This is a genomic window from Streptomyces sp. NPDC032198, assembly GCF_040636975.1.
Taxonomy (GTDB): Bacteria; Actinomycetota; Actinomycetes; order Streptomycetales; family Streptomycetaceae; genus Streptomyces.
Genome location: NZ_JBEZVL010000007.1, coordinates 32,020 through 58,606, shown reverse-complemented (window position 1 = coordinate 58,606; position 26,587 = coordinate 32,020). Strand labels below are relative to the sequence as shown.

The window sequence follows — 26,587 nt, the reverse complement described above, 5'->3', positions numbered from 1 at the left end:
ACCGGGGCCTTTCGCCGTGCCGTGGCCGCCGCGCCGTGGTCATACGCCGCCGGGGCCGGCCGGAGTCGTCAGCCCTTCCAGCAGCGGATCACGACGCCTTCCTTGACCTCGAAGTTGAGCCGCCCCGCGAGGTACTCCATGGTGATGATCGCGCCCGGCGGCAGCGACCTGACGGTGGACCAGCCGCGCTCGCGGGCCTGCCGCTCGGCGCCCTCGGCCGCGAGGCCGACGTAGGCGTCGAAGCTGTCCTGGGGTTCGGCGGGAGGGGTCGGTATAGGTGCCATGCCCGCCACGGTAGGCGGCCCGGCCGGGCCGGGGAAGGCCGTAGCCGGACACCATGCGTCACCGGTCCCCCTCCGGTCACGCTTTTGTCACAGGATCACGACGCCCGTTTCGCCTTAACTCCGTCACACGTACGGGCGGTTCCGCAGTTGTTGCGACGCCATTCCTGGATTTCCCGCGAGCTCCCCGAGAGCGCTCCGATACCACCGAAATAGCGCGCCGGACAGAGCACGGAGTTGCCTTTACACACCCTCCCCATTTCCGAATCCGGGGCGCTCGGCGAGAGGTGACGACGCATAGGGAATTCAGGGTTCCAGCACAGCGGGCCGGTACGCCCCCTGTCGGATCCGGGTGGGACGCGAGCATCATGGCGGGTGCTTCGTGCAGGGCCAGTGGCGCAACGGCGAAGGGGCGAGCGATGGGGACTGAGACCGCAACCGCGGCAGCACCGCCGGTCCGGCAGAAGAGTCCGGGCCGGGTCCTCGTGGACTGGCTGACCACCACCGACCACAAGAAGATCGGTCACCTGTACCTGATCACGTCGTTCGTGTTCTTCCTCATCGCGGGCCTGCTTGCCCTGATGATGCGCGCCGAGCTCGCCCGTCCCGGGCTGCAGCTCATGTCGAACAACGAGTTCAACCAGATGTTCACCATGCACGGCACGATCATGCTGCTGCTCTTCGCGACGCCGACCTTCGCGGGCTTCGCCAACGAGATCATGCCGCTGCAGATCGGCGCCCCGGACGTGGCCTTCCCGCGGCTCAACATGCTGTCGTACTGGCTGTTCCTCTTCGGCGGCCTGATGGTGCTCGGCTCGTTCCTGGTGCCCGGCGGCCCCGCCAACTTCGGCTGGTTCGCCTACGCGCCGCTCAACAGCATGGAGCGGTCGCCGGGGATCGGCGCCGACCTGTGGATCATGGGGCTCGCGCTCTCCGGGTTCGGCACGATCCTCGGCTCGGTGAACTTCCTGACGACCGTCATCGGGATGCGGGCGCCGGGCATGACGATGTTCCGGATGCCCGTCTTCACCTGGAACGTGCTGTTCACCTCGATCCTGGTGCTCCTCGCGTTCCCCGTGCTCGCGGCCGCGCTGCTCGTCCTGGAGGCGGACCGGCGCTTCGGCTCCATGGTGTTCGCCCCGGAGAACGGCGGTGCGCTGCTGTGGCAGCACCTCTTCTGGTTCTTCGGGCATCCCGAGGTCTACATCATCGCGCTGCCGTTCTTCGGGATCATCTCCGAGATCATCCCGGTGTTCAGCAGGAAGCCGATCTTCGGCTATCTGCCCCTGATCGGCGCGACGATGGCCATCACCGGGCTCTCCGTCGTCGTGTGGGCGCACCACATGTTCGCGACGGGCGCGGTGCTTCTGCCCTTCTTCTCCTTCATGTCCTTCCTCATCGCGATCCCCACGGGCGTGAAGTTCTTCAACTGGACGGGAACGATGCTCAAGGGCTCGCTGTCCTTCGAGACACCGATGCTGTGGGCCATCGGCTTCCTGGTGAGCTTCCTCTTCGGCGGGCTCACCGGCGTCATCCTGGCCTCGCCGCCCCTCGACTTCCACGTCACCGACTCGTACTTCGTCGTGGCGCACTTCCACTACGTCGTGTTCGGCACCGTCGTCTTCGCGACCTTCGGCGGCTTCTACTTCTGGTGGCCCAAACTCACCGGGAAGATGCTCGACGAGACGCTCGGCAAGATCCACTTCTGGACGCTCTTCGTCGGCTTCCACGTGACGTTCCTCGTCCAGCACTGGCTGGGCGCGGAGGGCATGCCACGGCGGTACGCGGACTACCTGGCGGCGGACGGCTTCACGGCGCTCAACACCATCTCGTCCATCGGGGCGTTCCTGCTCGGCATGTCCACTCTGCCGTTCCTCTACAACGTCTGGAGGACCGCCAAGTACGGCAAGAAGGTCGACGTCGACGACCCCTGGGGCTTCGGCCGTTCCCTGGAGTGGGCCACGGCCTGCCCGGCGCCGCGCCACAACTTCGTCACGCTGCCCCGGATCCGCTCCGAGTCCCCGGCGTTCGATCTGCACCATCCCGAGTACGCGGCGTTCCAGCCACCGGAGGAACAGCATCCGGATCCGCAGACCGAACACCCCGGTCCAGGGCCCGGCTGAGCAGGTCCCGCGCCTCGCCGATCCGTTCGGTGAAGTCCGCCGGCTCGACGACCTCGAACTCGAAGCCCATCAGGAGCACGTGGATCACCATGACGTCCAGGCTCAGGGCGCCCGTGCGGAGCAGACAGCTGCGCTCGGTCTCGGCCTCCAGCGTGCCGTCCGACGGGGTGATCCGCTGGGCCGCCTCTTCCAGGGGCACCAGGAGCCTGAGCACCGCCTGGGCGGCGTACGCGCGCGTGGAGACGCCCTTGGAGACGTACGCGGCGAGGTCGTCGGCGGGCGGGGTGCGCGGCTCGAAGCGCGGGCCGTGCGGCGGCCTCGGGGCGATGCGGTCCACGCGGAACGTGCGCCAGTCGTCGCGGTCGACGTCCCAGGCGACCAGGTACCAGCGGCGCTCGGTGCAGACGATGCGGTGCGGTTCGACGGTGCGGCGGGTCGAACTGCCGCCGTGGTCGCGGTAGTCGAAGCGCAGCCGCTCCGCGTCCCGGCAGGCATGGGCGAGTTCGGTCAGGACCGAGGGGTCGACGGCCTGCTGCCGCGGGGTCCTGAGCATCGGCACGGTGAACGCCGTCAGGGCTCCCACCCTGCGCCGCAGCCTGTTCGGCAGGACCTGCTCCAGCTTGGTCAGGGCGCGTACGGAGGTCTCGCCGATGCCCTCGATGCCCTGTCCGGCGGCGGTGCGCAGGCCGACGGCCACGGCGACCGCCTCGTCGTCGTCCAGGAGCAGCGGCGGCAGCTCCGCGCCCGCGCCCAGCTGGTAGCCGCCGCCCGTGCCGGGGCTCGCGTTGACGGGGTAGCCGAGCTCGCGGAGCCGGTCCACGTCACGGCGCACGGTGCGCGGGGTGACGCCCAGCCGGTCGGCCAGGTCCGCGCCCGACCAGTCGCGGTGGGCCTGGAGCAGCGAGAGCAGGCGGAGCAGACGTGCGGAGGTCTCCAACATGGGGCTGATTGTGCCCGGCGTCGCGGACAGCCACGGTCCGCGATGACGTCAGCTCTCCCTGGGCTCCCTATGTGTCAGTCCTCGACGTGCGTCAGTCCTCGGCCGGCTCCGCCTCGCGGATGCGTACCGAGAGGTCGTTGTCGTTCGTGTAGTACGCCCCGGCCTCCAGCGAGCCGTGCGCCGCGGTGTCGAGCCGGACCGCCGGGTAGGTGAAGATCTGCTTCTTGTCCGGGACGTCGTCCAGGATCCGGGCGAGCCGGATCCGCGGCCCGCTCTCCCCCGCCGGGCGCAGCCAGAGGTCCCAGGGCCCCGGGCCGCCGGCCGCGAGCACGTCGCAGTGCAGGCCGAAGCTGAACTCCACGCCGTCGGCGTCCAGTTCGGAGCGCTCGATCCGGTCGGGCTCGGCGCGGCGGGACGCCTCGGCGTATGCGGCGCCGGTCAGCGCGGTGCCGTACACGCGGCCCTGCGCGGTGACCGCGGTCCCGGCGATCCGCAGCTCGCCGACCTCCGCGTGCGGGGCGCGCAGCCAGCTGCGTACGGAGAGGTTGCCCTGCTTGGTCGCGTACGGAATGCGGACGGCGATGTGGCCGCGGGCGCCGCTGGGGGCACGGTCGACCAGCGAGCGCAGGTCGTTGACGCCGGGCGCGAGGCGGCGGGGGGTGCCGCCCCCGACCTCCGCGTAGGCGTTCCAGCGTCCCTCGGCCAGCTCGACGCTGCTGGGCAGCGCGGCCCGCAGCCTGCCGTCGGCCGCCGGGGACAGCGGGAGCCGCACGTCCTCGTCGGTGGAGGCCGCGTCGCGGCGGCGCAGCAGCAGGTAGGCCGCGCCCTTGCCACCGGGGTCGGTGACATCGAAGGTGAGGCCTCCGGCGGAGTCGGCTATGCAGTCGGCGCGTGGTGCCGTCGCGACGTCCTGATCGGCACCGGTGCCGCAGGGCGATGAGGCGTCCGAGGTGGCCAAGGCCGTCATGCGGTGGATCCCTTCGTCTGTATGCCGCTGGTCGGTACCCCGTGTCCGATGTCCCGCACCGCGTACGCGCCGTTCAGGAGCGCGCCCCGGGTGCGGTGCAGTGAGCCGCGCATCCGGCCGCCGAAGGAGCTGCCGCGGTCCAGCATCCCGGTGAACATCGCGTCGTAGCGCTCGGCGATGCGGGCCGGGTCGAAGCGCTCGGAGTCCTCCAGGGCGGCGTCCGCCATCTGCCGACGCAACCCGTCGTTGTTGATCAGTTCGAGCAGTCCGCCCGCGATCGCGTCGGGGTTGCCGACCTCGACGAGGCGTCCGTCGACGCCGTTGTCGATGATCTCGCCGGGCCCGTGCGGGCAGTCGGTGGCGACGACGGGCAGGCCGCAGCGCATCGCCTCGACGATGGTCATGCCGAAGGACTCGAGACTGGAGGTGACGGCCGCGATGGAGCCCTTGGCCCACTCGGGCTCGATGGGGTGGGCGGGTCCCATCAGGAAGACGTGGTTGTAGAGGCCGAGTTCGTCGATCAGGGCGCGCAGCTTGTCCTTCTGCTTGCCGCCGCCGTAGATCCGCAGGCGCCAGTCGGGGCGCTCGGCGCGCACCTGGTCGAAGGCCCGTATCAGCAGGTCGTAGCGCTTGACGGGGGCGAGCCGCCCGGCCGCGACGACCCACTTCTGGGAGCCGTCGGCGGGCTCGATGCCGGGCGCGGGCACGGGGTTGGGCACGGCCTGGACGTGGACGCCGGGCAGGCGCATCTTGCGGCGGTAGGCGCGGGCGTCGGCCTCGGTCGTCGTGGTCAGGACGTCGAGGCGGGGGTAGACGCTGCGGAGCTGGCGGCGCAGTTCCTTGGAGTGGCTGTCCAGGGTGAGGTGCTCCTGGCCGACGCGCAGCGGGCCGCGCGCGGTCTCGCGGGCGAGGTGCACGTTCAGGCCGGGCCGCGTGCCGACCACCACATCGGCGCTGACCGAGGAGAGGTGCTCGGCGATGCGCCGGTCGGTGAGGGCGCTGTACTGGTCGTAGCGGCCTTCCGCGCTGGGGAACGTCCGGGCGGGCCGCAGGGCTTCGGCGGCCTCACCCTCGTAGCCGGGGCTTTCCTTGCGCATGTCGACGAGGTGACTGAGCCGGACGCGGGAGTCGGGCGAGAACACGGGCTCGTCGCGGTGCCGGAAGACGGAGACGATCTCGACGTCGTGCTGCTCGGCGAGGGTGTTCGCCAAGTTGTACGTCGTCCGGATCGTCCCGCCGATTCCGTACGCGTTGTGAATAAGGAAAGAGATGTGCATGCGTCCCCGTATTCCACGCTTCCCCGCGGACAGTCCCTCTCGTCCGCCTACCGCAGGGTTAGACGGGGATTACGGACAGAGGGTTGGGTTTCATCATCATCTTGTTCCTGAACAGTTGTGCTATCGGTACCCGGTTTCGGGAACTTTCCTGCTAGGTACATGCATCATGGCTGGTAGGAGAGCTGCGGCACCGTGAAGCAGTTGTCGCTCATGTCTCCCTGTGTGACCCAGCCCTCACTGTCCTTCCAGCGGGCCACCGACACACAGGCCCTACGGGCCCCGGGCGGCTCGGCCCGCTTCTCGTACGTCACCGGGAGCAGCAGTCCACGTGCCGTGTAGGACGCGTCGCGGTTCATGAAGCGGTCGACACATGCGCGCGTGACGTCACCCCGGCAGGACTTCGCCGCGTCCGTGAACCACATGGCGGCGGCCCAGCCCTCCAGCTGCCACTGGGAGAGCTCCTTGTGGCCCTTCATGGCGGCACGGAACTCACGTACGGCGGGCTGGTCCGTGTCCTCGTAGTTGCGGCTCGCGCCGGTGGCCCACAGGGCGTTGCGGCAGCGCGGCGCGTCCTTGTAGTCCTCGGACACGGTGGACGTCCAGTTCTGGACGTTGGTGACCTTGGCGGTGACCCGCGCGCCCACGTCGTCCATCGCCTCGCAGAGCTGGGCGTTGCCGTGGGTGTCCATCGCGTCGAAGACCAGGTCGGCGCCCTGCTCCTTCAGGTCGGCCGCCGCCGCGCGGAAGTTGGGCAGCGCGAAGTCGACCTGCTCGGTGATCACCTTGTAGCCCTCGGCCTTCAGGCCCCGGGTGACGAGACGGGCGTACGCGGCGGACGCGGCCTGGTTGTAGGAGACGACGGCGGCGGTCCGTGCCCCCTGCTCCCGCTTGAAGTAGCGGTAGACCTCGGTCCCGCCGATCAGTTTGCCGCCCCAGCCGGGCTTCCCGTTCCGCGGGGCGAGGCTGCCGTAGATCCCGTACAGGTGCGGATAGGTGTCGTACGCGGAACCGATCGGCTGGCCCCCGACGTCGGGCACGCGGGCGTCCGAGACCCGGGAGGCCCCGGCGTAGTCGAGGGAGGAGGTCGCGACGAGCGCGACCACGCGCTCCTCCTCGACCAGCTTGTGCACGCACTCGTTGTTGCCGACGCCGCTGCCGCCGTCGTCACACGTACGCACCTCGACCTTGCGCCCGTCGATCCCGCCCCGCGCGTTCAGCCGCTCGAAGTACGCCTTGGCCCCGTCCCGCGGCCCGGTGAACGCGGAGCCGCCGACCGGGCTCGTCGCACTCGTGATGACGCCGACCCGGACCGGCGCCCGCGACGGGGCGGGCGCCGTGCTCCTGTTCTCGAAGTCGCTCTCGGGGAGCCGGCTGCCACACCCCGCCACCGCCACCAGCAGCGCGGCTGCGGCCAGTGCCTCAGCAGCCCGGACCGGGCGACTCATTGCCGCTCAGCTTCACCAGGGCACAGAGCGTCTTGACGGACACCTTCCAGGTGTCGTCCTGGTTGACGGAGGTGCCCGAGGCGTCGGGCAGCGCGGTGGCACCCTTCAGGGTCAGGGCGTACGTCACGTCCGCCTCGGTCGCCGAGCTGAACTCGACCTTGGTGACGTCGGCGCTGACCTGCCTGCCGCGCTTGTCGCCGCTGAAGCTCTCCAGGACGCCCCGCATCTTCGCCCCGTCCTCCAGGACGGCCTCCTTGTCCTTCACGGGGACGGCGGGATCGAAGAACTTCTCGAAGTTCTCCTTGACCTGCTTCTCGGCAGCCGCCGGATCGGCGGGCGCATCCTCCGACGGAGCATCGGAAGGGGTGTCCTGGGTCGACTTCTCCGCGGACGGCTTGGGCGGATCGCTGTCGCCGCCCCCGCCGCTGTCGTCACCGCATGCCACGGCGGCCGGGGCGACCAGCAGGACCGCGGCAGCCGCCAACGCCGCGCTCCGCACCCTTCCCCGCCTGAGATCGCTCCCCCGCTTGGGGCTGGTCCAGAGAACCATCTGGCTCACCACCGGGTATCGGTCCGGGCCATCGCGGCCCGGAGCTTTCAGGGTCAGCTTGCAGAAGGCATAGTGCAATCCATCGGCTGACATGGACAGCCCACCGACGCTACGAACGTGTCCCAGGGGGCGCAGATGCGGGCGGCTCAACCGGATCAGACAGCTCGTTCGGCCGGGCTCCGTGCCGTGCGCCCCGTCCTCTGGACGGCCTTCGCCGCCCTCGCCGCCGGTGCGGTCCTCTGCGTGATCGGCTGGTACGGCATCTCGGGCGAACGCTTCGCCGAACGTCAGCTCCCGTATCTCGCGTCGTGCACGGTGCCGGGCGCGGCCCTGATCATCGCCGGTGCGGTGCTCCTCACCCACGGCAGGAGCACCCTGGCCACGGCGCGCGTCGAGGAGTTGTACGAACTCCTGGTGGCGGCGGGCACGGCTCCCGCCACGACGGAGCGCCCGGCCCCGGTGGCGACCAGCGGCGACCTCCTGATGATCCCCGGCGGGACGCTCTGGCACCGGGCCGACTGCCCCCTGGTGGCGGGCAAACCGGAGGCGGTCCCCGCGGACGCCCACATCCTCGCGACCGGCGATCTGAGCCCGTGCCCCATCTGCGAACCGCAGGAGACCCCCCTCACCCCGTCACCGGAGCGATGACCCGGTGGCCTCCCTGAGCTACGACCTGACACTGGCCGGGCTCGCGGTCGGCAGCGCGGCGGCCCTCACCGGCATCGGCCTGATCGTCACGTACCGCGCGACCGGTGTCCTCAACTTCGCGCACGGCGCGATAGCGATGGTCTGCGCGTACGTCCTGCGCCAGCTGGCGGTGGAGTGGCACTGGCCCCTGCCGCTGGCCACGGCGGTCACGCTCCTCCTCGTCGCCCCGGCCATCGGGCTCCTCCTGGAGAAGGCGGTCTTCCGCCCCTTGTCGGTCCTGGGCAGCGATCCGGCCCAGACCTTGGTGGCGTCCATCGGCGTCTTCGTCCTGCTGGTCGGCGGGGCCGCACTGATCTGGGGCCCGGGAGCGAAGGCGGACGCCCCCACCCTCGTGTCGGCGGACCCCTGGGCCCCGTTGGCGGTGACGGTCGCCCTCGCCGCGACGGTCTGGGCCGTGACCCGGTGGACCCGCTTCGGCGGCGAGCTGCGGGCCGTGGTCGACAACCGCCCCCTCGCGGTCCTCAGCGGTATCGACGCGGACCGGGTCGCCTCGACGGGCTGGGCGTTCGGCGCCTTCACGGCGGGCCTCACCGGCACCCTGCTCGCCCCCTTCGTACGCCTGGACCCCTACGGCATGCCGCTGCTGGTCATGGAGGTGATGGCGGTCGCGGTGGCGGCCCGTATGCGCAGCCTGTTCATCGCGATATCGGTGGCCCTCGGACTCGGCGTGGCCCAGAGCCAGTTGACCCGCCTGCATCCTTCCGGCTGGGCGGAAGAGCTCCTCCAGTCCCTGGGCGCGAACCTGTTCGTGGTGGCCCTCCTCGTCGCGGCCCTCGCGCTGCCGGGCCTCGGTTCGCGGAACACGCTCCCGCGCACGGCGACCGCGCGCGTCCCGACGCCACCGGGGGCGTGGATCGTGGCGGCGGTCCTCTTCCTCATCCCGCTGGGCTTCGCGGGCTCGGACCTCACCACGTCCGTCCAGGTCCCGGCCCTTGCGGTGATCCTGCTCTCGCTGGTGATCGTCACCGGCCGGGGCGGCCAGATCTCCCTCGGCCAGGCGGCGTACGCGGGTCTGGGCGCCCTCTTCACCGCACTCCTGGCGGCGGGCCGCTTTCCGGGCCTGCCCCCACTCCCCCACCTGCCCGCCCTGGCCGTGGCCGTCCTCCTGGTGGCCCCCCTCGGTCTCCTCACCGGCTGGCCCGCGATCACCCGCCGGGGCCTCGCGCTCGCCCTGGCGACGTTCGCGGTGGGCGTCGGCGTCAGCCGCTTCGTCTTCGCCCAGCCGTACGCGACGTCGGGCCTCGCCCTGGACCGTCCGGCGGGCTTCGACAGCGACCGCGCGTACTACGTCCTCGAACTGGTCCTGCTCGCCGCGGCGTTGCTCTTCGCGCTCAGCATGCGGCGGGGCCGTACGGGGCGCGCGCTGGCCGCGATGCGGGACCACGAGGCGGGGGCGGCGGCCGCGGGCGTCCCCGTCCGCACCCTGAAGCTCACGGCCTTCGTGGCCGGTGCGGCGCTGGCCGCCCTGGGGGGCGGGATGCTGGGCATGGGTCTACGGGCCTTCGACCCCGCCGCGTACGACCCCGTGCGCGGGCTCCTCTGGTTCGCGGCGGTGGTGGTCCTCGGCGCGGACAGCCTGCTGGGGGCGCTGGTGGCGGCGGCGCTCCTTGTGGGCCTGGACGCGGGGGCCCGGGGCGGGGTGGCCGCCGCGGTGATCGGTGTCCTCGCGGTCCTGGTGGGCCGCGTCCCGGCTACCGCCAACTGGAACCACCGCCGCCGCTTCTTGACCCCCTTGGCCACCCGAGCCGCCACAGCCCTGCTCCCCATCCCCCCGGCCCCCCGCACCTCCACCTCCACGTCCACCTCCACGAACAACCTCTCCCACCCACCCACCCGATTGCCCGGCAGCGGAGGGGCAGGTCCTGCCCGCTGGCTTGGTCGGCGGACGGGCCCTGTCCGATGGCCAGGCAACGGGCGAGCGAGTCCCCTCCGACGGCTTCGTGGCCGGGCAAGCCCCACCCAATCGCCCCGCAGCGGACAGGCAGGCCCTATTTCAGGGCTTGGCCGGCGGACAGACCCCAACCGATCACCCCGCAGCGGGCGGACGGGCCGTATTCCAGAGCTCGGTCGGCAGGCGAGCCCCACCCGATCCCCTCGCAGCGGGCAGGCAGGTGCCGCCCGATGGCTTCGCTGGCGGCCGGGGCCCATCCGATCGCCCCTCAACCGACGGGCAAATCCCGTCCCATGGCTTCGCTGGCGGGCGGACCCCACCCGATCGCCCCGCAGCGGGCAGGAGGGTCCCCTCCCGTGGCTCGGTCGGTGGGTGAGGTCCGTCCCATTGCCCGGCAGGGGGCCGGGACGCGACGGGGAGCGGGAAAGTGGTGCCGGGGTGCAGGCGTCGGGGCGGGACGATGGGGTGGTTCGGGAGGGTCGCTCGGAGCGTGGTTCGCGGGGCCTCGGGGGTGCGGCAGTCCCGCGGCCACCGGACCGTACCGAGGCGGGCCCGGCCCCGAGCCGAGCCCGTCGCGACGTCCCGCTACCTCTCACGGCTCACCACATCACCGCCACCTACGACGGTTTCACGGCTCTCGACAGCGTCGACCTCTGCATACCCCCGGGCCACATCACCGCAGTAGTAGGACCCAACGGCGCGGGCAAAAGCACCCTCTTCCACTGCCTGGCCGGCACCCTCCGCCCCGACGCCGGCCGCATCACCCTCGACGGCCAGGACATCACCCGCACCCCCGCCCACGCCCGCACCCGCCTGGGCGTGGCCCGCACGTTCCAGCAACTGGCGGTGTTCCCGTCCCTGACCATCGCGGAGAACGTCCGAGTGGGCGCTGAGCAGGCCGGCGGGCCCCGGAGCCCCCAAGCCACCGCCCAAGCGCTCCGCCTCCTGTCCCTCCACCACGACACCACCCGCCACCACCCCGCCGCGGACCTCCCCACCGGCACTCTCAGACGCGTAGAACTGGCCCGAGCCCTCGCAGGCCACCCCCACACGCTCCTCCTGGACGAACCGGCAGCAGGCCTGGACACCGCCGAAGTGGCCGCGCTGGCCCGCGTCCTGCGCGCCCTGGCCGCCGACGGCATGGCCCTCCTGGTCGTCGAGCACGACATCGACCTGGTGGCCGACCTGGCCGACACCGTGCACGTCATGGCAGCAGGCCGCATCGTCACGTCGGGCCCACCGGCCGAAGTCCTCCCCAGGGCGACCCCATGAGGACCGGCATCGAACTCCGCGAGGCCCGCGTCCGCTACGGCCCCCTCGAAGCCCTGCACGGCGTGAGCATCGCCGCCCCGTCCCCGGGCCTCACCGTCCTCCTGGGCCGCAACGGCTCGGGCCGCACCACCGCGCTGCGCGCCCTCGCCGGCACGGTCCCTCTCACCACCGGCACCGTCACCTGGGACGGCACGGACGTCACCCGGCTCACCGCTCACGCCCGCGCCCGGCGCGGCCTGTGCTTCGTACCGGACGGACAAGCGGTGTTCGGCCACCTCACCGTCACCGAGAACCTCGGCCTCTCCGGCCCCGGCGACAAGGCCGACATCGCCCCGGCCCTGGCCGCGTACCCCGAGCTGCGCCCGCTCCTCCCCCGCCCCGCGGGCACCCTCTCCGGCGGCGAACAACGCATGCTCGCCCTCTCCCGCGCACTCCTGGCCTCCGACGCCCGGGTGATCCTGATCGACGAGCCCACCCAGGGCATGTCCCCCGCCGTCGCGTCCCGAACGTACGACCTCCTCATCGCCCTGAGCACGCGCGGCCCGGGCACCTGCGTCATGACGGCGGAACAACGGCTGCCGCCCGGCCTGCGCGAACACGCGGGCCGGACGGCAGTGGTGGTGCACGAACTGCGCCGTGGCGCGGTCGTGTTCAGCGGCGAGGCAACAGAAGTCAGCCGCCCGAGGCCGTCGGCCTGACCGACTCACCGGCCTTGGCCGACTCGACAGGCTTAACAGGCTTAACAGGCCCAGCCGACTCCACGGGCTTGGCCGACACATCAGGCTTGACCGACTCAGCAGCCCCAGCGGACTCCCCAGGCTCAACAGGCCCAGCCGACGCTCCAGGTTCAGCGGGCTTACCCGACTCCGCAGGCTTGGCCGACGCGCCAGGCTCAGTCGACTTCGACGGCTTGGACGGCTTGGATGGCTTCGACGGCTTCGCGGGCTCGGCAGGCTTACCCGACTCCCCAGGCTTCGACTGCTTAGCAGGCTTAGCAGGCTTCGCCGCCCCCGCCGGCCCGGCCACCTTCGCCCCCTTCTTCGGGATGACCAGCTTCGTGCCGACCGACAGCCGGTCGGGACGGCTCCCGACCTCCTTGCGATTGGCTCGATACAGGGCTTGCCATCCGCCCTTCACGTCATAACGGCGGGCGATGGAACTGAGCGTCTCCCCCGCCTTGACGACATGCACGGTGCCCCAGCCCTCGCGGATCTCCCTGGGGATCTTCTTGGAGCACACGGGCCAGGCCTTCCAGCCCTGGACCCGCAGCACCTCCTCGGCGACCTTGATCTGCTCCGCCTTGGTGGCGAGGTCGGCGCGCCGCGCGTACTTGAGCCCGCCGAACTCCTCCCAGGTGGACTGCTTGAACTGAAGCCCTCCGTAGAAGCCGTTCCCCGTGTTCACGTGCCACCGGCCCGTGCTCTCGCACTCCGCGAGGCAGTTCCACGGCCCGTCGGTACGGGAGCAGTCGTACGCGGCGGCAGCGGACCCCGGCAGGGGCCGTGGCGGCGTCGGAGCCGCGTACGCGGTCACGGGGAGCAGCAGCGAGGAGACGGCGGCGATGACCAGACCAGCGGGCCACGACGACCGGAGACTCTTGATCGGCATCGGATACATCCGCCCACGCTAGGCAGCGCCACCGCGGCGCGGAGCCGTGCCGCGCCGCCGCGGGCGCGGCCCCACCCGGTCGGGCGACCGGGCGGGACCGCGCCCCTGGGCGGCCGGGGCTCAGAGGTCGAGCCGCTGCCCGGGCAGGATCACGTTCGGATTCCCGCCGATGACCGCCTTGTTGGCGGAGTACACCTGCTGCCAGCTCACGCCGTGCGCGGCAGCGATCCGGCCGAGGGTGTCCCCCTGCCGAACGGTGTAGTCACCGCGCCCGGATCCCCGGTTCGCGTGACTCGGCGTCCGCGTCCGCGGCCCGGCGGGCTGCTGCCGGGCCTTGGGGGCCTGGGGAGCCTTGGCCGCCTTGGGGGCCGCTGGAGCGGCTGCCGCCCCCGGCGCACTGCCGGACGCACCGGCTCGCGCCGAGCAGCTGGGCCAAGCGCCCCATCCCTGGGCTCGCTGGACCTTCGAGGCGACAGCGATCTGCTGCGCCTTGGACGCCTTGTCGGCGGTCGCCGCATAGGCGCCCCCGCCGTACGCGCGCCAGGTACCGGCGGAGAACTGCAGTCCTCCGTAGTAGCCGTTCCCGGTGTTGACGCGCCAGTTTCCGCCGCTCTCGCACTGGGCGATGCGATCCCACACTCCGCCGTCCGCCGCCGACGCCTGGCCGGTGGCGGTGAGCAGTCCCAGCGGGGCGAGCAACGCCGCTCCGCCGATCACTGCTGTCCTGCGAACGCACTTGGGACGTGCGGACATGAATATCCCTCTCGAAGAACCCGGGGTCCCCCAGGTGTCCCGGACCTCCTCGCGCGTCTGACGCCGGAGGTCCGCTCACCCCGTCCGCCGGAGTTCGGCACATGCGTGCCGTGGTGCTTGAGCTGGCTGCCTGGTGCGGCCGGCGGACGTGCCCGAGCGGTGCTCGCTGCACACGGCGGTGGAATCTAGGCGCCTGCTCGCCCCGATATCAACCAACTCCTTGTCATTCCAGGCCAGTTAGCCGTTACCCCCGGTATCGGCCAATTCAAGCCAGCCACTTAATTCCCTGATTTCAGCATTTGTCGACCTGTCGCCATGGTGATCTGTGACCCACCTCACCGACCCAACTTGCCTGCACGCAGAAGCCGTTGGCGCGGAGTGACGGATTCCGCCGGGCAACTCACCCTCCGCTGCGGATGGTTCGATTCCGTTCGCCTTCGCGCGTGACCTGCGCCACTGATCGCCCGTTGTCTTCTTATGAGCCGGGCACCCCCGGTCCGCACTCAACGATTCCGAGGAGCCCCCCGTGCCGCGCATGCTCGACGTCGGCGACGACGTACGCGCCGAGATCGGCGACGAAGAAGCCGACCGGCTGCTCGCCGGAGAGAACGCCCCGGGCAGTTACGACTGCACGTCCTGCCGTACCCCCGGCGACACGGAACAGGAACGCACCAGCACGGTCCTGTTCATCGGCGACGAGACCGCCGTGCTCGCCTTCGCCCACGCCACCTGCCTGCCCTCCCAGATCGTCCAGGTCTCCGAGGAGCAGCTGCAGGGTGCCGTGCGCTCCATCACCGGTGAGGACGGCACCGGCCTCGCCGGTGTCGCGGGATCCGGTGGCGAAGGCGTGCCCGACCAGGCGGTCCTCGGCGTGACCAGCGGTCTCGTCCTCATCGAGGGCGAGCTGCGGCCCGCCCTCGTGGTCGAGCCGACCGGCGCCATCGCGCGCCCGGGGTCCGCCCCCGGCGGCGGCGACGACTTCCTGCAGCTCCTGGTGGAGCAGGGCTTCACGCCGGCGGCCTCGCTGGACGTCGTACCCCCCGTGCTGCACGGCTGGTCGGTGCTGCTCGCCGCGGGCCAGCTGCACGCGGTGCTCCAGCCCGCGGCAGGCGGCGGCTCCCCCGTCGCCTGGTGGCAGGCCCACCACCCGCTCCAGGTCACCGAGGACTGGCGCTCGGCGGCGAACAAGCTCCAGAGCGTACTCCTGTTCGCGGCGCCGGTCGGCTCCATCGGCCGCCAGCCCCGCGAGGACCTGCTGCGCGGCGCCCTGGACAAGGCGGCGACCCACGGCCGCCTCGTCGCGGCGTCGATGCCGCTCGCGGGCACCTGAGCCCGTGCGGGCCGCGCCGCTCTCACGCCCCGAGCCCCGGCCGCGCCGGTCACGCTCCGGGCGCCCCGTGAAAGCGGCGCGGCCCCCGCATCCGTACGACCACGGGGTCGTTGGCACATACGTGCACACATACGACCCCTCCCGCCCCCGGCCGGCGTACCAGGCCCCCATTCCCTCCATGCGCTCGGCGCAGGACACGGGGGGCGACCACTCGGCCACACCGATCTACGACGCGCTCTACTCGGAGTACCGCAGGTCGTTCAAGGCCCTTCCGGGAGACCGGACCGGCGAGGAGGATCTGGGCTTCACGTCGTTCGGCAGCGCGCCGTACGGCATGCACCGCGTCGGTGACCGGCTCGACCCCCGGCACAACACCTTCAGCCAGCTGCACGTCACCCGTTACGGGCACGAGCAGCACGGCACGGTGCACCAGCAGTTCCCGGCGGCGCTGCCGCCGGGGCCGCGCAGGGGATTCTGAGGCACCACCGTCAAGGGGCCGGGCCCCGCCTTCGTCAAGAAGGCGGGGCCCGGCCCCTTGGTCCATCCGTGCCTACTTCTTGCGGCCGCGCTTCTCGCGCACCCGCACCGAGATGTGGATCGGCGTGCCCTCGAAGCCGAACTCCTCACGGAGCCTGCGCTCCACGAAGCGGCGGTAGCCGTGCTCGATGAAGCCGGAGGAGAAGAGCACGAACCGCGGCGGCTTCGTGCCCGCCTGCGTGCCGAAGAGGATGCGGGGCTGCTTGCCACCGCGGATCGGGTGCGGGTGCGAGGCCACGAGCTCACCGAGGAAAGCGTTGAGCCTGCCGGTCGGGACGCGCGTCTCCCAGCCCGCGATGGCCGCCTCGATCGCCGGGACGAGCTTCTCCATGTGGCGGCCGGTCTCGGCGGAGACGTTGACGCGGGGGGCCCAGGCGACCTGGAGGAGCTCGGTCTCGATCTCCCGCTCCAGGTAGTAGCGGCGCTCCTCGTCGAGGGTGTCCCACTTGTTGTACGCGACGACGATGGCGCGGCCCGCCTCGACGGCCATCGTGACGATGCGCTGGTCCTGGACGCTGATCGACTCGCTGGCATCGATCAGGATGACCGCGACCTCCGCCTTCTCGACGGCGGCGGCGGTACGCAGCGAGGCGTAGTAGTCGGCACCCTGCTGGAGGTGGACGCGCTTGCGGATGCCCGCGGTGTCCACGAACTTCCAGACGATGCCGCCCAGCTCGATGAGCTCGTCGACCGGGTCACGGGTGGTGCCCGCGATCTCGTTGACGACCACGCGGTTCTCGTTCGCCACCTTGTTGAGCAGCGACGACTTGCCGACGTTCGGGCGACCGATGAGCGCGATGCGGCGGGGGCCGCCGATGCCGGTGCCGAAGGACTGGGCGGGCGCCTCGGGCAGCGCGTCCAGGACGGCGTCCAGCATGTCGCCGGTGCCGCGGCCGTGCAGCGCGGAGACGGGGTGCGGCTCACCGAGGCCGAGCGCCCACAGGGCGGTGGCGTCGGCCTCGCCGGACTGGCCGTCGACCTTGTTGGCGCACAGCACGACGGGCTTGCCGGACTTGCGCAGAAGGCGCACGACGGCTTCGTCCGTGTCGGTGGCGCCGACCGTGGCGTCCACGACGAAGACGACCGCGTCGGCGGCCTCGATCGCGTACTCGGCCTGGGCGGCCACGGACGCGTCGATGCCGAGGACGTCCTGCTCCCAGCCGCCGGTGTCGACGAGCTTGAAGCGGCGGCCCGCCCACTCGGCCTCGTACGTCACGCGGTCGCGGGTCACGCCGGGGCGGTCCTCGACGACGGCCTCGCGGCGGCCGATGATGCGGTTGACGAGGGTCGACTTGCCGACGTTCGGGCGGCCGATGACGGCGAGGGCGGGCAGCGGGCCGTGGCCCGCCTCGCCGATGGCGCCCTCGACTTCCTCGGCGTCGAAGCCCTCTTCCGCGGCGAGCTCCATGAACTCCGCGTACTCGGCATCGCCAAGCGCCCCGTGCTCGTGTTCAGCCGAGCCTTCGGGCTGGATCTGGTCGTTCATGAAGTCCGTACCTCTGTCGTATTCGTGATCGGTGGACCGCCTCGGAGGGGTCCACTACTGAAAGTCTCGCTCAGCGCCCGGTCAGGCGCCTGGCGTCCGCCAGGTGCGCGGTGAGCCGCTGCTGGATGCGCACGGTCGCCTCGTCCAGCGCCTTGCGCGTACGCCGTCCGCTGTCGTCGCCCGCTTCGAAGGGGTCACCGAAGATGACGTCGACCCTGCTGCGCAGCGGGGGCAGCCCCTTCAACAACCGTCCGCGCTTCTCCGTGCTTCCCAGGACCGCGACCGGGACGATCGGCGCCCCGCTCCGCACGGCGAAGTACGCGAGGCCGGCGCGCAGCGAGGCGAAGTCGCCCTCGCCCCGGGTGCCCTCGGGGAAGATCCCGAGGACGCCGCCGTGGTCGAGCACGCCGAGGGCCCGGGTGATCGCCGTGCGGTCGGCGATCTCACGGTCCACCTTGACCTGCCCGATGCCCTGCAGGAAACGGTCCAGGGGGCCTATGAACGCTTCCTTCTTGATGAGGAAGTGCGTCGGCCTGGGGGCCGTCCCCATCACCATCGGGCCGTCGACGTTGTGGGAGTGGTTCACGGCCAGGATCACCGGGCCGGTCGCGGGGACCTTCCAGGCGCCGAGGACGCGGGGCTTCCACAGGCCGTACATGAGGCCGACGCCGATGCGGCGGCCGACCTCCGCACCCCGTTCCGACGGCGCCGCGGTCACTTCGCTGCCCGCTTCTCCTCGACGAGGGTGACGACGCACTCGATGACCTGCTGCAGCGTGAGCTCGGTGGTGTCCACCTCGACGGCGTCGTCGGCCTTGGCCAGCGGGGACGTCTTGCGGCTCGAGTCGGCCGTGTCCCGCTTGATGAGCGCCTCACGCGTGGCGGCGACGTCGGCACCCTTGAGCTCGCCGCTGCGGCGGGCGGCGCGGGCCTCGGGCGAAGCCGTGAGGAAGATCTTCAGGTCGGCGTCGGGCAGGACGGTCGTACCGATGTCACGCCCCTCGACGACGATGCCCTTCTCGGTGGAGGCGGCGATGGTGCGCTGCAGCTCCGTGATGCGGGCGCGCACCTCGGGGACGGCGCTGACGGCGCTGACCTTCGAGGTGACCTCGGTCGTACGGATCGGCCCCGCGACGTCCGTGCCGTCGACCGTGATGGTCGGGGCGAGCGGGTCGATGCCGGAGATGATCTCGGGCTTGCCCGCGACATCGGCGATGGCGGTCGGGTCGCTCAGCTCGATGCCGTTGTGCACCATCCACCAGGTGATCGCACGGTACTGGGCGCCGGTGTCGAGGTAGCTGAGGCCGAGCTGGGCGGCGACGGCCTTCGAGGTGCTCGACTTGCCCGTGCCGGAGGGCCCGTCGATGGCGACGATCACTGATGCCGGGGCGGTTTCCACGGTTTCCACGGGGTGCGGGCACCTTTCTGTGTGCACGGGGCGAGAGCAGGGCGGCATTCTTGCCCTGCATAAGGTTACTGGCTCCCGTGGCCGCCTCTTACTGCCCGGGGGGCGACCCCTGTCCCGCCCGCCCCCGCCCGGTCGCCCCGCGGCCGGCCGGCCCGGGTCACTGCCGGATGGACCAGCCCCGCTCGCGCAGCGCCGCGGCGAGTATCGGGACCGCCTTCGGCTCCACCAGGAGCTGCACGAGGCCCGCCTGCTGCCCCGTCGCGTGCTCGATGCGGACGTCCTCGATGTTCACCCCGGCACGGTCCGCGTCGGCGAAGATCCTGGCCAGCTGTCCCGGCTGGTCGTCGATGAGCACCGCGACGACCTCGTACGCGGCCGGCGCGGCGCCGTGCTTGCCGGGTACCCGGACCTGTCCCGCGTTCCCGCGCCGCAGCACGCTCTCGACGCCCGCGGCGCCCTCGCTGCGCTTCGCCTCGTCCGCCGACTGCAGCGCCCGCAGCGCGGTCACCGTCTCGTCGAGATCGGTGGCGACGGCGGACAGCAGATCGGCTACGGGGCCGGGGTTGGCCGACAGGATGTCGATCCACATCCGCGGGTCCGACGCGGCGATGCGCGTGACGTCACGGATGCCCTGCCCGCACAGCCGCACCGCTGTCTCCTCGGCGTTCTCGAGGCGGGCGGCGACCATGCTGGAGACCAGGTGCGGCATGTGCGAGACGAGCGCGACCGCGCGGTCGTGCGCGTCGGCGTCCATGACGACCGGCACGGCACGGCAGAGGGCGACGAGCTCAAGGGCGAGGTTGAGGACCTCGGTGTCGGCGTCGCGGGTCGGCGTGAGGACCCAGGGCCGCCCCTCGAAGAGGTCGGCGGTGGCGGCCAGCGGGCCGCTGCGCTCACGGCCCGACATGGGGTGCGTGCCGATGTACGGGGTGAGGTCGACGCCGAGCGCTTCGAGCTCCCTGCGCGGGCCGCCCTTGACGCTCGCCACGTCGAGGTAGCCGCGGGCCACGTCGCGCCGCATGACGTCGGCCAGGGTCGCCGCGACGTGCGCGGGGGGCACGGCGACGACGCACAGGTCGACCCGGCGCTCGGGCATCTCGTCGGTGCCGGCGCCGAGCGCGGCTGCCGTGCGGGCCTGCCCGGGATCGTGGTCGGCTAGGTGCACGGTCACGCCGCGCGAGACGAGGGCGAGGGCGGCGGAGGTGCCGATCAGGCCGGTGCCGATGACGAGAGCGGTTCTCACTGGGCGATGTCCTTGCGCAGGGTGGCCGCGGCGCCCAGGTAGACGTGCGTGATCTCGGCGCGGGGCCGGGGGGACTCTATGTGCGCGAGGACGCGGACGACCCGCGGCATGGCGCCCTCGATCTGCAGCTCCTGCGCGCAGATCAGCGGGACGTCCACGATGCCGAGCCTGCGCGCGGCCGCGGCGGGGAAGTCGCTGTGCAGATCGGGCGTCGCGGTGAACCAGATGCTGATCAGGTCGTCCTGGGTCAGCTCGTTCCGCTCGAGGATGGCGGTGAGCAGCTCGCTGACCTGCTCGTCCATGTGGTCGGCGGTGTCCCGCTCCAGTTGGACGGCGCCCCGGACCGCTCGTACCGCCACAGTGCTGCTCCTCGCTCGCGTACGTATGACTGCTGTACCGACAAGGGTAGTCAGGGCCCCGGGGACGAGTGCGCGGCGCCCGCCTGCCGAGACGGACGCCGCGGGCCTCACCGGGGTGGGAGCCCGGGTGGGATCAGAGCTTCTGCTCCCTGATGATGTCCTCCAGCGAGCCCGTCGGGACCTGCCCCTCGGGGGTCAGCTTGTCGACGGCCTGCGGGAGCTGCCGCGCGATCTGGTCGGCGGCCTCGTCACGGCTGACGCCCGCGTCGGTGGCCACCTTGTCCAGGGTCTCGTCGGGGACGGCCTGCTTGACCTGGTCCGGGCTCAGCGGCTGGTTGTCGCCCTTGCCGACCCAGGAGTCCAGCTGGTCCTGGCTGACCAGGCCCGACTTCGTGATCATGTCCATCAGGCCGCCCAACGGGTTGCCGCCGCCGGAGCCGCCCTGACCGCCGCCGCCTGTGCCGCCCGCGCCGCCGCCCAGCAGGCCGCCGAGCAGCGAGCCGAGGACGTTGCCGCCGCCGGAGCCACCGGCGCCGCCCCGGCCCCCCTGGCCGCCGCCGAGGAGACCGCCGAGGAGGCTTCCCAGATCGTTACCCGCCATGGTCACGCCTTTCGAGTGAGGGGCCGGGTCGGCGCCTCGAAGGGGCACGGACCTCAGACCCTGCCAATGTCACCCGAATCGCCCTCTGTCGCCACTTGGCCCGATTGGTGGGCGTTCAACTATGGACGCCGGGGGCACAGGTCCGCTTGCATGGAGGGGCCGGCAAGGCCCACGCCTCGGGGGAGGCCGCATGAAGCGCTCAGGCCCGCTCTACACGCTTCTCGGGGGGCTGCTGCTCGCCCTGTTCATGCTGTCGCTCAACGCGACCACAGGGACGGGCAATTCGTCGTACGGAGGGGACTCGCCCGGCGGCGCGCCACCGGCCCCCTCCGCCTCGAAGTCCACCAACGACACCCCGTCCCCCACGCCCACCAAGAGCCCCACCAAGAGCCCGTCGAAGAGCCCGTCGAAGAAACCGGCCGGGAAATCCGAGTACGCGGGCCGCACGGCCAACGACGCCGCCGCCGTCTCCATTTCGATCCGCGACGACAAGGCCATCGCGTACTACTGCAACGGCCGTGACGCGGAGTCCTGGCTGAAGGGCAACGTCGAGGACGACGGCTCCATGCGTCTCACCGGCAAGCACGGCGCGAAGCTGGACGGCACCCTCGCCGGCAACGCGGTCACCGGCAAGGTCGAGGTCGGCAAGCAGCCGCGGGACTTCACCGCCGCCAGGGCCAAGAAGCCGTCCGGGCTCTACCGCGCGACCACCGAGGTGCGCGGCGCGAAGATCGACGGCGGCTGGATCGTCCTGCCCGACGGGCGGCAGGTCGGCATCGTCAAGCGCGACGACAAGCCGCGGAAGGCACCGCGGCTCGACCCCGAGACCGGCGCCGTCACGGTCGACGGCGCCCGCATCACCGCCCGCCCCGTCGTCCCCTGACCCGCTCCGCCCCGACCAGGGAGCCGCCATGAGCGTCGATCCGAACGCCGCGACACAGGGCGGATTCGGCCCGCCTCCGGGCATGGGCGGCCACCGCCGCCCGCACCCGGCCCGCTATCTCGTCCCCGCCCTGGTCGCCGCCGCGGTCGCGATCGGCCTCGGGGTGTACGGCAGGACGCACGACCCACAGGGCACGGCCTTCAACCTCGCCGGGTTCAGCAGCACGAGCGCGGTCAAGGCCTGGCTCGGCACGACGGCGTTCGCCTTCGCGCTGGTCCAGGTCGTCTCGGCGTTCATGGTGTACGGACGCCTGCCGGGCCCGTCCTGGTCGTCGGCGCTGCACCGCTGGTCGGGCCGGATCGCGTTCCTGACGGCGGTCCCGGTGGCGGTGCACTGCCTCTACGCGCTCGGCTACCAGACGTACTCGTCCCGGGTGATGTGGCACTCGCTGCTCGGCTGCTTCTTCTTCGGCGCGTTCAGCGCCAAGATGCTGCTGCTCCGCGCGGAGAAGCTGCCCGGCTGGCTGCTTCCGGTGGTCGGCGGCCTGCTCTTCGTGGTCCTCACGGTGGTCTGGCTGACGTCGGCGCTGTGGTTCTTCCGTACGTTCGGGGTGACGACATGAGCGGGGCACCGCCCTCACGGCGCACGGTCATCGCCGCGGGCGGCGCGGTCGCGCTGACCGCCGGGTGCAGCAAGTACGGGGACGAGGGCGCGCAGCCGGAGGAGCCGCCGAAGTCGGAGACCAGCTCGGCAGCGCCGTCGAAGTCCGGCGGGAAGAGCGGGAAGAAGCAGCCGCCGCCCAAGGCCGAGGAGCTGGCCAAGACGTCCGACATCCCGGTCGGCGGCGGGAAGATCTTCAAGGACAAGAAGGTGGTCGTGACCCAGCCGGAGAAGGGTGAATTCAAGGCCTTCTCCGCGGTCTGCACCCACTCGGGCTGCACGGTCGGCGCGGTCGAGGGCGGCACGATCAACTGCCCCTGCCACGGCAGCAAGTACCGGGTGGCGGACGCCTCGGTGGCGGACGGCCCCGCGCCGCGCCCGCTGCCCCCGCAGAACATCGACGTCACCGGAAATTCGATCACGCTCGGCTAGCCCGCCCCCGTACGCTCCCCGCATGCACCGCCCCACGGACCTGGACCTCGTACGCGACCACACCGTCTACGCCTGTGTGATGGGCTCGCGCGCCTTCGGCCTGGCCACGGACGGCAGCGACACCGACCGCAGGGGCGTCTTCCTGGCCCCCACGCCGCTCTTCTGGCACTTCGAGAAGCCGCCCACGCACGTGGACGGCCCGGCGGACGAGCAGTTCAGCTGGGAGCTCGAACGCTTCTGCGAGCTGGCCCTGCGCGCCAACCCGAACATCCTGGAGTGCCTGCACTCCCCCCTCGTGGAGCAGCTCACGGACACCGGCCGTGAACTCCTGGCCCTGCGCGACGCCTTTCTGTCCCGCCAGGTCCACACCACCTTCGGCCGCTACGCACTCGGCCAGCACAAGAAGCTGGAAGCGGACGTACGCCTGCACGGCGCCCCCCGCTGGAAGCACGCCATGCACCTCCTGCGCCTCCTGACGAGCTGCCGCGACCTGCTGCGCACCGGCAGCCTGACGATCGACGTCGGCGACCAGCGCGAGCCCCTGCTGGCGGTCAAGCGCGGCGAGGTGTCCTGGCAGGACGTCGAGTCCTGGATGAACCGCCTCGCGGCGGAAGCGGACGAGGCAGCCACCCGCACCCCGCTCCCCGCCGGGCCGGACCGCCGCCGGATCGAGGACTTCCTGTTCCGTGTACGACGGGATTGGGCGGCCGCGGCCTAGGCGTCCCCGTCCCACAGCGCCCCGAGTTCGAGCAGCTCGTCGCGGTACTCGATCCGCCCGGCCCACTCGGCGGGCCAGGCGTCCGCGCCCAGGTGGGCCCCGGCGAAGGCACCGGCCAGGCAGGCGATCGAGTCGGAGTCGCCCGAGGTGCAGGCTGCTCGGCGCAGGGCGGTGAGGGGCTCGTCGGGGAACATCAGGAAGCAGAGCAGACCGGTGGCGAGGGCCTCTTCGGCGATCCAGCCCGCGCCGGTGGCCAGGCAGGGGTCGGTCTCCGGGTTGGCGCCGCGCAGTGCGGACTCCAGGCGCTCCAGGACGGCGAGACACTCGTCCCAGCCCTCGGCGATGAAGACCCCCGGGGTCGGTGCCCCACCGCGCGTCCACAGGTCACCGAGCCAGCGGTGGTGGTACGTCTCGCGGTTCTCGTACGCGTAGGAGCGCAGCAGCCCCACGAGCCCCGTGAGCTCGGCCCCCTCCGCGAGCAGCCGCACGGCGTGGGCGGTCAGGTCGGAGGCGGCGAGCGCCGTCGGGTGGCCGTGCGTGAGCGCGGACTGCAACTGGGCGGCGCCCGCCCGCTGTTCGTCGCTCAGGCCGGGGACGAAGCCGAGGGGCGCGACCCGCATGTTGGCGCCGCAGCCCTTGGAGTGCACCTGGCTCGCCTCCTCCCACGGCTTGCCGGTCCTGAGGAGGTAGCAGGCCTCCAGGCAGGTGTTGCCGGGCGCGCGGTTGTTCTCCGGCGACTGGTACCACTCCACGAACTCCTCGCGTACCGGCCGCTCCATCCTCTTCGGCCCGAGCGGCCCACGGTCCATGGCGGCCCGCAGCCCGCGCGCGAGCGCCAGCGTCATCTGCGTGTCGTCCGTGACGATCGCGGGCCTCGGCAGCTCCATCTCCCGCCAGGGCCCGCACTTGGCGAGGATCGACGGCACGTCGTTGAACTCGGTCGGGAAGCCGAGCGCGTCCCCCAGGGCCAGGCCTATGAGGGATCCGGTGGCGGCACGCTTCATGAGGGCTTTCCTTCCGAGGATTCCGCGGGTTCCGCGGGGACGACCGAGGGGCGGAGCAGGGGCGGGTGCAGGGAGGTGGCGGGACCGGCGCGGTACAGGGCCGCCGGTTTGCCGCGTCCCCCCGTCAGGCGCGCGGCACCGGGGATCGCCTCGACGAAGCCGGAGGTGCCGAGCACCTTGCGCCGGAAGTTGGCCGGGTCGAGCTCGGCGGCCCACACCGTCTCGTAGACCTGCCGCAGCTCGCCGAGCGTGAACTCGGGCGGGCAGAAGGCCGTGGCCAGGCCGGTGTACTCGAACTTGGCGCAGACGCGGTCGTGGGCGTCGGCCAGGATCCGGTCGTGGTCGAAGGCGAGCGGCCCCTGGCTGCCGTACGGCAGCCACTGCGCGCGAGCCGCGTCGCTGCCCGCGCGCACGGCGGGCGGATCGGGGACGAGCGCCGCGAAGGCGACCGAGACGACGCGCATCCGCGGATCGCGGTCCGGTTCGCTGTAGGTGCGCAGCTGCTCCAGGTGGAGCCCTGCGCTGTCGGTGAGGCCGGTCTCCTCGGCGAGCTCGCGTCCCGCCGCGCTCTCGGCGGACTCCTCGGGCAGCACGAATCCGCCGGGCAGTGCCCAGCGGCCCGCGTACGGCTCCTGGCCGCGCTCGACGAGCAGCACGTGCAGGCGGCCGACGCGGACGGTGAAGACGGCGAGGTCGACGGTGACGGCGAACGGCTCGAAGGCGTACTTGTCGTAGCCCTGCATGGTTTCGACCCCCTCCCTTTATAGTCAGCTCGACTATAAAGGGAGGGGGTGGCGCCCCGCAAGACACGAAAAGGCGGCCGGCCCCCGCACACGCGGGAACCGGCCGCCTCTCCTCAGCCCGGGGCCGTCGCCTAGAGGTCGACTTCCTGCATCAGCATGCCGACCTCGGTGTTGGACATCCGGCGCAGCCAGCCCGACTTCTGGTCGCCCAGCGCGATCGGCCCGAAGGACGTCCGCACCAGCTTGTCGACCGGGAAGCCCGCCTCGGCGAGCATGCGGCGCACGATGTGCTTGCGGCCCTCGTGGAGGGTCACCTCGACGAGGTAGTTCTTGCCGGTCTGCTCGACGACGCGGAAGTGGTCCGCGCGGGCGTACCCGTCCTCGAGCTGGATGCCGTCCTTGAGCTGCTTGCCCAGGTCACGCGGGATGGGACCGACGATGTGCGCGAGGTAGACCTTCTTCACGCCGTACTTCGGGTGCGTGAGGCGGTGGGCCAGCTCACCGTGGTTGGTGAGCAGGATGACGCCCTCGGTCTCCGTGTCCAGACGGCCCACGTGGAACAGCCGCGTCTCGCGGTTGGTCACGTAGTCGCCCAGGCACTGGCGGCCCTCGGTGTCCTCCATGGTGGAGACGACACCGGCGGGCTTGTTCAGCGCGAAGAACTGGTACGACTGGGTGGCGACCGTCAGGCCGTCCACCTTGATCTCGTCGCGCTCCGGCTGGACCCGCAGGCCCTGCTCCATCACGATCTCGCCGTTGACCTCGACGCGCGCCTGCTCGACCAGCTCCTCGCAGGCACGGCGCGAGCCGTAGCCCGCGCGGGCGAGGACCTTCTGCAGCCGCTCGCCCTCCTGCTCGGCGCCCGGGAAGGTCTTGGGCGGGCTGACCTTCGGCTTGCCCGCGTAACGCTCGCGGTTGCGCTCTTCCTGCCTCGCGTCGTACTCGCGGGACGTCGAGGGAGCTCCCGCGCCGCGCCGGGTACCGCGGTCCGAGCCCTGGGGCGCCCTGGGGCCGCCCTTGGCGCCACCGCGCGCTGCCGCGCCGCGGCCCTTCCTGGAGGCGTCGCCGCCTACGTCGTAGCGGCGCTCCTCGGGACGGGGCTTGCTCTCCCGCTTCGGCGGCTGGTCGTCGCGCGCGCCACCGGCGCCGCGTCCCTGCCGGTCGGGGCTGTTACCGGAACCCCGGTAGTCACGGCCGCCACCGCCGCCGCCACTGCTGCCACGGCCACCGCCGGTCGGGCGGCCACCGCCGCCTCCGCGACCGCCGCCGGTCGGGCGCCCACCGCTGCTGCCACGGCTGCCGCTGTTGCCACCACGGCTCCCGCCGTTGTTTCCGCTGCTGTTCCTGCCGTTGCTGCTTCGCATCAAAT

At 71.9% G+C, this 26,587-nt stretch carries 26 protein-coding genes and 1 pseudogene; 10 read left to right on the top strand and 17 right to left on the bottom strand.

What is annotated here, in order from left to right:
- Window positions 1–68: 68 nt before the first annotated feature.
- Window positions 69–284, bottom strand: coding sequence for an I78 family peptidase inhibitor (locus AB0E78_RS19695; protein WP_361833918.1), 216 nt, complete (start codon window positions 282–284; stop codon window positions 69–71).
- A gap of 416 nt (window positions 285–700) precedes the next feature.
- Between AB0E78_RS19695 and ctaD the strand changes: the two are divergent.
- Window positions 701–2,338: pseudogene (ctaD, locus tag AB0E78_RS19690) on the top strand (cytochrome c oxidase subunit I); the annotation flags it as partial.
- Here ctaD and AB0E78_RS19685 read toward each other — a convergent pair.
- The 5 genes from AB0E78_RS19685 to AB0E78_RS19665 all read right to left on the bottom strand — a co-directional run bounded on the left by AB0E78_RS19685 (window position 2,274) and on the right by AB0E78_RS19665 (window position 7,517).
- On the bottom strand, window positions 2,274–3,344 hold the full coding sequence (locus tag AB0E78_RS19685) for a YafY family protein (RefSeq protein ID WP_361833916.1): 1,071 nt from the start codon (window positions 3,342–3,344) through the stop codon (window positions 2,274–2,276). The pseudogene ctaD and the gene AB0E78_RS19685 sit on opposite strands and share 65 nt — an antisense overlap.
- 91 nt (window positions 3,345–3,435) lie before the next feature.
- Window positions 3,436–4,311 (bottom strand): hypothetical protein, encoded by an 876-nt coding sequence (locus AB0E78_RS19680; RefSeq protein ID WP_361833914.1) that lies wholly within the window; start codon window positions 4,309–4,311, stop codon window positions 3,436–3,438.
- Window positions 4,308–5,588, bottom strand: a complete 1,281-nt coding sequence (locus tag AB0E78_RS19675) for a glycosyltransferase family 4 protein (protein WP_361833913.1) — start codon at window positions 5,586–5,588, stop codon at window positions 4,308–4,310. Before AB0E78_RS19675 ends, AB0E78_RS19680 begins: the two co-directional genes overlap by 4 nt.
- Before the next feature lie 164 nt (window positions 5,589–5,752).
- Window positions 5,753–7,033 (bottom strand): ABC transporter substrate-binding protein, encoded by a 1,281-nt coding sequence (locus AB0E78_RS19670; RefSeq protein WP_361833911.1) that lies wholly within the window; start codon window positions 7,031–7,033, stop codon window positions 5,753–5,755.
- Complete coding sequence (locus tag AB0E78_RS19665; protein ID WP_361833909.1) at window positions 7,008–7,517, bottom strand: hypothetical protein; 510 nt, start codon at window positions 7,515–7,517, stop codon at window positions 7,008–7,010. Before AB0E78_RS19665 ends, AB0E78_RS19670 begins: the two co-directional genes overlap by 26 nt.
- 201 nt (window positions 7,518–7,718) lie before the next feature.
- Here AB0E78_RS19665 and AB0E78_RS19660 point away from each other — a divergent pair, with 201 nt between their 5' ends.
- The 3 genes from AB0E78_RS19660 to AB0E78_RS19650 are packed head-to-tail and all read left to right on the top strand — an operon-like array spanning window position 7,719 to window position 12,152.
- Window positions 7,719–8,231 (top strand): hypothetical protein, encoded by a 513-nt coding sequence (locus AB0E78_RS19660; RefSeq protein ID WP_361834632.1) that lies wholly within the window; start codon window positions 7,719–7,721, stop codon window positions 8,229–8,231.
- 4 nt (window positions 8,232–8,235) lie between these two features.
- On the top strand, window positions 8,236–11,454 hold the full coding sequence (locus tag AB0E78_RS19655; RefSeq protein WP_361833907.1) for an ATP-binding cassette domain-containing protein: 3,219 nt from the start codon (window positions 8,236–8,238) through the stop codon (window positions 11,452–11,454).
- The gene (locus tag AB0E78_RS19650; RefSeq protein ID WP_361833905.1) at window positions 11,451–12,152 is read left to right on the top strand and encodes an ATP-binding cassette domain-containing protein; all 702 of its coding nucleotides are present in this window, start codon (window positions 11,451–11,453) and stop codon (window positions 12,150–12,152) included. Before AB0E78_RS19655 ends, AB0E78_RS19650 begins: the two co-directional genes overlap by 4 nt.
- Here the strand turns inward: AB0E78_RS19650 and AB0E78_RS19645 are convergent.
- Together AB0E78_RS19645 and AB0E78_RS19640 are read right to left on the bottom strand one after the other, a co-directional pair.
- Window positions 12,127–13,062 (bottom strand): transglycosylase family protein, encoded by a 936-nt coding sequence (locus AB0E78_RS19645; protein ID WP_361833903.1) that lies wholly within the window; start codon window positions 13,060–13,062, stop codon window positions 12,127–12,129. The two genes, AB0E78_RS19650 and AB0E78_RS19645, sit on opposite strands and share 26 nt — an antisense overlap.
- Before the next feature lie 120 nt (window positions 13,063–13,182).
- Window positions 13,183–13,815 (bottom strand): transglycosylase family protein, encoded by a 633-nt coding sequence (locus tag AB0E78_RS19640; RefSeq protein WP_361833901.1) that lies wholly within the window; start codon window positions 13,813–13,815, stop codon window positions 13,183–13,185.
- A gap of 526 nt (window positions 13,816–14,341) precedes the next feature.
- Here AB0E78_RS19640 and AB0E78_RS19635 point away from each other — a divergent pair.
- Together AB0E78_RS19635 and AB0E78_RS19630 are read left to right on the top strand one after the other, a co-directional pair.
- Window positions 14,342–15,145 carry a hypothetical protein gene (locus AB0E78_RS19635; RefSeq protein ID WP_361833899.1) on the top strand — a complete coding sequence of 268 codons (804 nt, stop codon included), beginning with the start codon at window positions 14,342–14,344 and terminating at the stop codon, window positions 15,143–15,145.
- A gap of 178 nt (window positions 15,146–15,323) precedes the next feature.
- On the top strand, window positions 15,324–15,623 hold the full coding sequence (locus tag AB0E78_RS19630) for a hypothetical protein (RefSeq protein ID WP_361833897.1): 300 nt from the start codon (window positions 15,324–15,326) through the stop codon (window positions 15,621–15,623).
- Between the two features lie 72 nt (window positions 15,624–15,695).
- Here AB0E78_RS19630 and der read toward each other — a convergent pair whose 3' ends face one another.
- From der to AB0E78_RS19600, 6 genes are all read right to left on the bottom strand, one after another.
- Entirely contained in the window at window positions 15,696–17,168 is a 1,473-nt protein-coding gene (der, locus tag AB0E78_RS19625; RefSeq protein ID WP_361833895.1) for a ribosome biogenesis GTPase Der, read from the bottom strand.
- Window positions 17,169–17,238: 70 nt separating this feature from the next.
- Complete coding sequence (locus tag AB0E78_RS19620; protein ID WP_361833893.1) at window positions 17,239–17,925, bottom strand: lysophospholipid acyltransferase family protein; 687 nt, start codon at window positions 17,923–17,925, stop codon at window positions 17,239–17,241.
- Entirely contained in the window at window positions 17,883–18,566 is a 684-nt protein-coding gene (cmk, locus tag AB0E78_RS19615) for a (d)CMP kinase (protein WP_361834630.1), read from the bottom strand. The genes AB0E78_RS19620 and cmk overlap by 43 nt, the downstream gene beginning before the upstream one ends.
- Before the next feature lie 166 nt (window positions 18,567–18,732).
- Window positions 18,733–19,818: a prephenate dehydrogenase gene (locus AB0E78_RS19610; RefSeq protein WP_361833891.1), complete on the bottom strand. Its 1,086-nt coding sequence runs from the start codon at window positions 19,816–19,818 to the stop codon at window positions 18,733–18,735.
- The gene (gene aroH, locus AB0E78_RS19605; protein ID WP_361833889.1) at window positions 19,815–20,177 is read right to left on the bottom strand and encodes a chorismate mutase; all 363 of its coding nucleotides are present in this window, start codon (window positions 20,175–20,177) and stop codon (window positions 19,815–19,817) included. The genes AB0E78_RS19610 and aroH overlap by 4 nt, the downstream gene beginning before the upstream one ends.
- A gap of 133 nt (window positions 20,178–20,310) precedes the next feature.
- Window positions 20,311–20,778: a YidB family protein gene (locus tag AB0E78_RS19600; protein WP_361833887.1), complete on the bottom strand. Its 468-nt coding sequence runs from the start codon at window positions 20,776–20,778 to the stop codon at window positions 20,311–20,313.
- A 190-nt stretch (window positions 20,779–20,968) separates the two neighbouring features.
- Here AB0E78_RS19600 and AB0E78_RS19595 point away from each other — a divergent pair, with 190 nt between their 5' ends.
- The 4 genes from AB0E78_RS19595 to AB0E78_RS19580 are packed head-to-tail and all read left to right on the top strand — an operon-like array spanning window position 20,969 to window position 23,471.
- Complete coding sequence (locus AB0E78_RS19595; RefSeq protein WP_361833885.1) at window positions 20,969–21,661, top strand: hypothetical protein; 693 nt, start codon at window positions 20,969–20,971, stop codon at window positions 21,659–21,661.
- 28 nt (window positions 21,662–21,689) lie between these two features.
- Window positions 21,690–22,283, top strand: a complete 594-nt coding sequence (locus AB0E78_RS19590; RefSeq protein ID WP_361833883.1) for a DUF6529 family protein — start codon at window positions 21,690–21,692, stop codon at window positions 22,281–22,283.
- On the top strand, window positions 22,280–22,753 hold the full coding sequence (locus tag AB0E78_RS19585) for a Rieske (2Fe-2S) protein (protein WP_361833881.1): 474 nt from the start codon (window positions 22,280–22,282) through the stop codon (window positions 22,751–22,753). The genes AB0E78_RS19590 and AB0E78_RS19585 overlap by 4 nt, the downstream gene beginning before the upstream one ends.
- A gap of 22 nt (window positions 22,754–22,775) precedes the next feature.
- Entirely contained in the window at window positions 22,776–23,471 is a 696-nt protein-coding gene (locus AB0E78_RS19580) for a nucleotidyltransferase domain-containing protein (protein WP_361833880.1), read from the top strand.
- Here AB0E78_RS19580 and AB0E78_RS19575 read toward each other — a convergent pair.
- From AB0E78_RS19575 to AB0E78_RS19565, 3 genes are all read right to left on the bottom strand, one after another.
- Window positions 23,468–24,475, bottom strand: coding sequence for an ADP-ribosylglycohydrolase family protein (locus tag AB0E78_RS19575; RefSeq protein WP_361833878.1), 1,008 nt, complete (start codon window positions 24,473–24,475; stop codon window positions 23,468–23,470). The genes AB0E78_RS19580 and AB0E78_RS19575 overlap by 4 nt on opposite strands.
- Window positions 24,472–25,218 carry an NUDIX domain-containing protein gene (locus AB0E78_RS19570; RefSeq protein WP_361833876.1) on the bottom strand — a complete coding sequence of 249 codons (747 nt, stop codon included), beginning with the start codon at window positions 25,216–25,218 and terminating at the stop codon, window positions 24,472–24,474. Before AB0E78_RS19570 ends, AB0E78_RS19575 begins: the two co-directional genes overlap by 4 nt.
- A 131-nt stretch (window positions 25,219–25,349) precedes the next feature.
- Complete coding sequence (locus AB0E78_RS19565; protein ID WP_361833874.1) at window positions 25,350–26,582, bottom strand: pseudouridine synthase; 1,233 nt, start codon at window positions 26,580–26,582, stop codon at window positions 25,350–25,352.
- Window positions 26,583–26,587: the final 5 nt, after the last annotated feature.